The organism is Limosilactobacillus sp., assembly GCF_041859915.1.
Taxonomy (GTDB): Bacteria; Bacillota; Bacilli; order Lactobacillales; family Lactobacillaceae; genus Limosilactobacillus.
Genome location: NZ_JBFLGB010000096.1, coordinates 1 through 3,668 on the forward strand (window position 1 = coordinate 1; position 3,668 = coordinate 3,668).

A 3,668-nucleotide genomic window follows, 5' to 3' on the forward strand; every position below is an offset into this window, starting at 1 on the left:
CAAGAACTCTCGCGTTATACTTAAATCGCCAAAAACAAGTAGAAAGGGAGTCTTGCGCAATGAAAAGTATAACTCAAATCCAGGCAGAGCACGATACTAAAAACCTAATTTCTTCTTTTATCAGCGTAATTGGTCTAGGTCAGCTTAGTAGGCGGATTAACTTTAAACGCCACTCTACTATTCCTTTGACCGCCATTATTACTTGGCTGTTTGAAGTTACCTTTAGTCGTCGTTCTCTCTATCGAGCACAGCCTAGCCAGTTGTTTAGTTCACGTACGGTTAGAAATGTTCTGAACGATGGTCGGATTAACTGGCAGAAATTACTATGTCTGGTGACCATCAAGATGACTTCAATTCTTACCCCATTTATTGATAAACGGCGACGGTTAGCTTTAATCGTTGACGATACCCTAATTGAGCGACCATACTCGACTAAAACCGAATTATTGGCGAGAATCTATGATCATGACCAACACAAATATTCAACCGGCTATCGAAATCTAACGATTGGTTGGAGTGATGGCAATCCCTTCTTACCAGTCAACTTGGCCTTAATGTCAACCAAGAAGAAGACTAATCTCGTTGGTACTAAATCCAGTACGACTGATCAACGGACGATCGCTGGTCAACGTCGTTCTCAGGCGCAACGTAAAATGAATGAAGTAGTTCTGGAGTTAATCAAGCAAGCACTTAATTTTGGTGTATCAGCTAAATACGTCTTATTTGATAGCTGGTATAGTTCTCCACAGATGTTCTGGCGCCTTAAGCAACTAGGATTAGATAGTGTGGCGATGCTTAAGCGCAGTTCTAAAGTAGATTATCGCTATCGGGGACGAGCTTATAGTATTAAGGCCTTATATTTACGCCTGCTTCATTCGAAACGTCCGCAAGGTAAACAGTATCTTTATAGCAGTGTCGTTGAGGCTGAATTTCAAGGCCACCATTTTCCAATGAAAGTTGTTTTCGTCGCTAAAAAAGGTGTTAAGAATCAATATTTAGTTTTAGCATTAACTAATACCAAACTGACACCCCAACAGATCATCCAATTATATAGTCGGCGGTGGTCAATTGAAACTTATTTCAAGACTGCCAAACAATACTTGCGGCTTAATAAATCACAAATTCAAAGTTATGATGGCCAAGTTGCCCAAATTACTGTCACGGCGATGACTTACCTTCTTTTAGCCTGGCAAGAGCGGCTTAATAAAGACGACCGGACACTTGGTGACTTATTCTATCTGATGAATGATAGCTTGCCAGAAGTTAAATTTATTGAGGCATTGGTCTACCTATTGAAGACATTACAGTCACAGGAAGTAGACTTCATCGATCAAACAATTAATCAATTCATGGCTTATTTACCGCATAATGTTCAAACCATTCTTCAAGCAGCCGTTTGAAACTAATTTTATTAAAGAAAAGCCAGAGTTGGTATGGGCTTTAGCCCTTTTGAGTGCTTTCAAGTTTTAGTCATTATTCGTTAACCTCTTTGATAAGTTGTTTAACTGCAATTTTGCCGTTTGCAGACATTGGGAAGCTTTCCCGGTAGTCGAACTGGGTTGGCATCATGTAAGGCATGATGAGGTCCTTTAAGCTTTCCCGAATAGCAGCGGTGAGCTTAGCGGGATCATCCGGCTGTTCCTTTGGAATCACCGCGGCAATTAAGTGGGTTACCTGGCCATTCTTGTTGTACTTTGGCAAGGCGACCGCTTGCTTAATTAGCGGACTCTTTTCTAGGCTGGCCCGGACTTCATCAAGCTCAATCCGGTAACCGTGGAGCTTGATCTGGAAGTCCATCCGTCCCTTATAGTGAAGAAGACCGTCCTTATCAAGAACACCGACATCTCCGGTCCGGTAGGCATTTTGCCCGTCTAATTTAAAGAAGGACTTGGCCGTTTTTTCAGGATTATTCATGTAGCCTTGGGCCACGCTATCACCAGCAATGATGATTTCCCCCTGTTCACCAGGGGTCGTTACCTGTTGGTCGCCCTTCCAGATGGAAAGTTTAATTCCCGGTTTGGCATAACCAACGGAGAGGCGGTCGTTATTGGCCACCATTTCAGGTGTAATTTCGATTCCGGAAATTGCCACCGTGGTTTCAGTCGGCCCGTAAGTGTTAAAAATATGGGCGTGTGGGAAGCGTTGTTCAAGGCCCTTGGCAGTCTTAACCGTTAATTCCTCACCACAGAAGAGGAAGTATTGGAGACCGGGCATCTGTTTTTCATTAAAAGCCGGGCTTAACATCAGCATTTCAGCAAATGATGGGGTCCCCACGAAAATATTCAGGTCTAACTTGGGCAGGGCCGTGAACAGCTGGCCAAAGTTCTCAACCATGCTATGAGGCACGGCCTTAATCGTGCTGGCGCTCAGCAAAGCGGGGTACAAGAACATGTTTGACACGTCAAAGGAATAAGGCGGTTGCCCAAGGTAGTTGACCTTTTGGGGGAGGTTAAAGGCGTCCCCAAGCATCCAATCAATGAAAGCCTTCAGGTTATCATAGCTAACTTCCACACCCTTCGGTGAACCAGTGGTCCCGGAGGTGAAGAGGATGTAGGCCAGTTCATTGCCCTGGACAGGATCCTTAATAGTAAAGGGATCCCGCTTAGCAATTACGTTTTTGACTTGGTCACGGGTAACAATCGGCGCATCGACCTTTAACTGGTCACCTGGAAAGTCATCAATTGCTAAAATCAAGCTCGGTTTCCCAGTGTCCAGGATCGACTGGATACGTGGCAAAGCAGAATCAGCAGCGACCGGAATATAAGCGTGGCCCGTCTTAAGGGCAGCAATGAAACCAGCAACCATTTCCACCTGGTGATCCCCAAAAACTAAAATTGGGCTGTGACTAGGTAAGCTTTGTTGGTCAAGCCAATTGGCTAAGCTGTCACTAGCGACTTTTAGTTCACCATAAGTAGTGACTGCACCCATTTCGTCGTAAGCAACCAACTGCGAGCTGCTTGTGGCGACATGGTCAAAATCAGTAACAATGTTTGTATTCAATTTTCTTTCCTCCACGTTAGAATTCATTATAAATAAACGGTTCTTGTCCTGCACCATAGTAACCATATAAGTATATTAATAGGATCAGGACTGCAAATAAAAGACCGTCCTTAAGATGAACTGTAGTGTAGGATGATTCTTAATACTTTTAATCAAGATTATGAATCACTCCTTTCGTCTCAAAAGCTAATCTTACCACAAGAAGTATACTACGCCACATTATTTGGAAATAATTATTAGGGCAAATTTAAGCTTTTTATAACTAATCATTATCTTATCAAAAGAATGCCTGACGCAGACGATCCGCGATAGAAATCAGAAGTTTATCACGCGGTTGGCCGGGTGGCTGGTTTAGTGGCCTTAGAAGCTGTCCAAGATCTATGATTTTTGATATACTTCTATGTAAAAAGCGAGTTTAAGCTATGAAAAATTATCCCAGCAATATTACTCGGCAACAATTTGAATTAATTCGACCAGCTTTAGAAATTTTCGTAAGCGAACTAAGCCTCGAAAATATGATCTCTACGAGGTTTTCTGTGCGGTCCTATATGTCTTGAAAACCGGTTGCCAATGGCGTCAAGTCCCCGGTGATTTCCCAGAATGGCGGTCAGTTTACAACTATTACAAAATTTGGTCAACTAAAGCTGAGCATACGGCTGATTCTTTAT

Annotated in this window: 2 protein-coding genes and 3 pseudogenes; 3 read left to right on the forward strand and 2 right to left on the reverse strand. The window is 42.9% G+C overall.

All coding sequences use genetic code 11. The features are described 5' to 3' along the window. Positions 1 to 59: 59 nt before the first annotated feature. Complete coding sequence (locus tag ACEYV4_RS09180; protein WP_373842986.1) at positions 60 to 1,400, forward strand: transposase; 1,341 nt, start codon at positions 60 to 62, stop codon at positions 1,398 to 1,400. Positions 1,401 to 1,473: 73 nt separating this feature from the next. Here ACEYV4_RS09180 and dltA read toward each other — a convergent pair whose 3' ends face one another. Beyond that, positions 1,474 to 3,000 (reverse strand): D-alanine--poly(phosphoribitol) ligase subunit DltA, encoded by a 1,527-nt coding sequence (gene dltA / locus ACEYV4_RS09185; RefSeq protein WP_373842987.1) that lies wholly within the window; start codon positions 2,998 to 3,000, stop codon positions 1,474 to 1,476. Between the two features lie 16 nt (positions 3,001 to 3,016). After that, positions 3,017 to 3,156 (reverse strand): annotated as a pseudogene (locus tag ACEYV4_RS09190) (teichoic acid D-Ala incorporation-associated protein DltX). A 117-nt stretch (positions 3,157 to 3,273) separates the two neighbouring features. Between ACEYV4_RS09190 and ACEYV4_RS09195 the strand changes: the two are divergent. Both ACEYV4_RS09195 and ACEYV4_RS09200 read left to right on the forward strand, forming a co-directional pair. Further along, a pseudogene (locus ACEYV4_RS09195) lies at positions 3,274 to 3,384 on the forward strand (CagC family type IV secretion system protein); the annotation flags it as partial. A 38-nt stretch (positions 3,385 to 3,422) separates the two neighbouring features. Continuing rightward, positions 3,423 to 3,668: pseudogene (locus ACEYV4_RS09200) on the forward strand (transposase); the annotation flags it as partial.